At 73.2% G+C, this 3,416-nt stretch carries 3 protein-coding genes; 2 read left to right on the forward strand and 1 reads right to left on the reverse strand.

What is annotated here, in order from left to right:
- The coding region (locus CCN51_RS22910) for a PAS domain-containing protein (RefSeq protein ID WP_086860030.1) at positions 1-1,311 on the forward strand (1,311 nt) is incomplete at its 5' end.
- A gap of 64 nt (positions 1,312-1,375) precedes the next feature.
- Here the strand turns inward: CCN51_RS22910 and CCN51_RS22915 are convergent.
- Positions 1,376-2,131 carry an SIS domain-containing protein gene (locus tag CCN51_RS22915; RefSeq protein ID WP_014177454.1) on the reverse strand — a complete coding sequence of 252 codons (756 nt, stop codon included), beginning with the start codon at positions 2,129-2,131 and terminating at the stop codon, positions 1,376-1,378.
- A 235-nt stretch (positions 2,132-2,366) separates the two neighbouring features.
- Here CCN51_RS22915 and CCN51_RS22920 point away from each other — a divergent pair, with 235 nt between their 5' ends.
- Positions 2,367-3,059, forward strand: a complete 693-nt coding sequence (locus CCN51_RS22920) for an iron-dependent transcriptional repressor DtxR (protein WP_014177453.1) — start codon at positions 2,367-2,369, stop codon at positions 3,057-3,059.
- Positions 3,060-3,416: the final 357 nt, after the last annotated feature.

Genomic DNA, 3,416 nt, shown 5'->3' on the forward strand with positions numbered 1-3,416 from the left:
GAGGCCGAGCGCATCCTCGGCTGGTCGGCGCGGGAGGCAGTCGGCCGTAAAGGGCTCGCGGGATGGGCGGTGCGGGCGGCGGACGCGCGCGAGGTGGAGGCGCGGCTGATGGCCGCGATGGACGCCCAGGGGCGCCAGGTGCACGAATTCGCGCTGCTGACCAAGGACGGCGGCCGGGTCCTGGTGCGCACCCAGTCCTCGGCGGTGCCGCGGGCGGACGGGCGGCCGGGCGGGGTGTACTGCGCGTTCAGCGAGGTGCATACACAGATCGACCTGGAGCGTTCGATAGCGCTCAGCGAGGCCCTGCTCGACGACGCCTCGTGGAACGTGGTCCTGGTCGACGCCGATCTGCGCCCCGCGATCGTCAACAAGAACGCGGCGCGCGCGCTGCGCACGGGCCGTACGGCTGCGCTGGGGCGCCCGCTGGGGGAACTGCTCGACCAGGGTCTTGAGGAGTTGGAGAGCGCGCTTCAGCACGTCCTGGCGGAGGGCGCGCCCCCGGCGCCCACGGAGCTGTGGGTGAGCCTGCGGGAAGCCGGTGAGGGCTTCAGAGGTTTACGCGGCGGCGGAGCCAAAGACGGAGCGGGCGGCGGCGGGGCCGGTGACGGCGCCGCCGCCCGGCGCTGCTGGCGCAGCGGCTTTCTGCGGCTGGCCTCGCCGCTGGCGGAGGAGCCGGTGCCGCTCGGCGTGGCGTGGATCTTCCAGGACGTGACGGAGCTCAAGCGCCACGAGATGGACGGCTCGCGGCTGCGCTTCCGCGGTAATCAGCTGCACCGGGCGGCGCGGGCGGCGGCCGAATGCGAGGACCCGGCCGAGGCGGCCACCGTCCACCTGGACTTCGCGCTCGCGGGCTTCGCCGACCACGCGCTGATCGACCTGGTCCTGGAGGCGCCGCCGGGCGCCCGGTCCGGCGGCCGTCCCGGCCCGGACCGGGTCCGCCTGGTGCGGGCGGCGGCGACGCCGAGCGGCGCCCCGGGGCCGTGCCCGGCGATCGTCGCGGGAGGCATTCCGCTGGCCTATACGGAGAGCCATCCGGCGATCCAGGCGGCCGAGCGCTGCGGGTCGGTGCGGGTCAGCGCGAGCCGCGCGGAGGAGGCGGCCGCCACCGGGTGGGCGGCGGCCCGCAAGTGGCCCGACGGCACGGTCCACGGCCTGTGCGCGGCGCTCCGCAGCCGTGGCCGCACCCTCGGCGTGGTCACCTTCCTGCGCGCCTCGGGCCGCCGCCCCTTCGACCGTGGGGACACTGTGTACGCGGAGGACGTCGCCGCCCGCGTCGCGGCCGCCCTGGACCTCGCACAGCAGCTGGGGTAGCTCGGTCGGCGCTCGGCGCTCGGCGCTCGGCGTCCTGGCGTCTTGGCGGCGGCTCGGCGGCGGCTCAGCGGTGGTAGAAGATCCGGTCGCCGTACTCGGCCATGACCTGCTTGTTCCAGTCGTGGCCCCCGTCCACGTTGCCCGAGCGCAGCATCGGCGGGTCGATGCCGCGCGCGGCCAGTTCCCCCGCCGCCGTGGCGATCACGGCCTGCATCAGGGCGGAGGTGACGACCGTGGAGGCGGGGGCGAAGGGGGCCCCGACGCCGTCGGCGGTCAGCTCGGCGTCGCCGACCGGAATCTTGCTGTCGAGGACCAGATCGCAGTGGTCCTTCAGGAAGTCCCCGGAGCGGTGCCGCGAGGCGGTGGCGGTGGCGTACGCGACGGAGGTCACGCCGATCACCCTGAGGCCGAGCGACCGCGCGTGCATCGCCATCTCCACGGGCAGCGGGTTGCGCCCGGACAGCGAGATGATGAACAGCAGGTCGCCCGCGCGCGCCGGGCTGTTGTCCAGGACGACGCCGGCCAGCCCGTCGACGCGCTCCAGGGCGCTGCCGAGCGTGGCGGGCATCACGTCCACGCCGACCATCCCCGGGATCGGGAGCAGGTTCATCAGGGCCAGGCCGCCCGCGCGGTAGACGACGTCCTGGGCGGGCAGTGAGGAGTGGCCGGCGCCGAAGGCGAAGAGCCGGCCGCCCGCGGCGGCAGTGTCTGCGACCAGGGCGCCCGCCGCGCCGATGGCCTCGGCCTCCTCGTCGCGTACTCGCTGCAGCAGGCCGATGGCGGCGTCGAAGTACTGCCCGGCCAGCTTGCTCTCGCTCATCCCCGAGTGGCCCCTTCTGTTGGTGGTGGTCCGTGGTGCGCGGTCGGTGCCGCGTGGCGCGGATCACGTTGGGCCGTCGGTCAGGCTGCTGTCAATACTGGGTCGACTGCAGTTCGACTCCTGGCCGCATTGACGGGCACGGCCGGGTACGGCGATGCCGGACTCGGCCCCGTTGTCGGCGGGATGCGTCAGAATTGGGGTCAGGGCCACCGCACGACACATTCGAGGGGCACGCATGTCCGGACTCATCGACACTACGGAGATGTATCTCCGCACCATCCTCGAGCTGGAGGAGGAGGGTGTCGTCCCGATGCGCGCCCGTATCGCGGAGCGGCTCGACCAAAGCGGTCCGACGGTCAGCCAGACCGTGGCCCGCATGGAGCGGGACGGTCTGGTGAGGGTCGCCGGCGACCGTCACCTGGAGTTCACGGAGGAGGGCCGCCGCCTGGCGACCCGCGTGATGCGCAAGCACCGGCTCGCGGAGTGTCTGCTGGTCGACGTGATCGGGCTGGAGTGGGAGCAGGTGCACGCCGAGGCCTGCCGCTGGGAGCATGTGATGAGCGAGGCGGTGGAGCGGCGGGTGCTGGAGCTGCTGCGCCACCCCACCGAGTCGCCGTACGGGAACCCGATTCCGGGCCTGGAGGAGCTGGGCGAGAAGGCGGAGGTCGATCCGTTCCTCGACGACAGCATGGTGAGCCTGCGCGAGCTGGAGCCGGGCAGCGAGGGCAAGACGGTGGTCGTGCGCCGGATCGGCGAGCCGATCCAGATGGACGCCCAGCTGATGTACACGCTGCGCCGGGCGGGTGTGCAGCCGGGGTCGGTGGTGAGCGTGACGGAGTCGCCGGGCGGGGTGCTGGTGGGCAGCAGCGGCGAGGCCGCCGAGCTGGACGCGGACATCGCCTCCCACGTCTTCGTCGCCAAGCGCTGAGCGACGTGGAGCGCTGAGGCTGGCCGAGCGCTGAGCTTCGCGCCCGTACCACCGCTTCCGCCCCCGTAGCCCGGTAACCCGCGCGACACGCTGACCGAATCGACCGGTTCGGCCGATTCGACCGTCGTGACCTGCGGCGACTGCTTTTCCTGACGTTTTCCGGATACCGGAGTTTGTGGAATTCGAGCGGTCGGGCCCGCCGCGTGCGACGCTGTCGCTGAGGCATATGCGCGAGGGGGGCTCATATATGTGCCTGACGGGCGGTGCCGCCCAGCGGGCGATCGACAGTGAGAAGAGCGAGGGCCCCGGCGTCTTGAACCGCCGGGGCCCTGCCTCCCCATGTCCCCCCTGTGGGCC

Origin of the sequence: Streptomyces milbemycinicus, from assembly GCF_002154605.1 — a bacterium.
GTDB classification, from domain to species: Bacteria; Actinomycetota; Actinomycetes; order Streptomycetales; family Streptomycetaceae; genus Streptomyces; species Streptomyces milbemycinicus.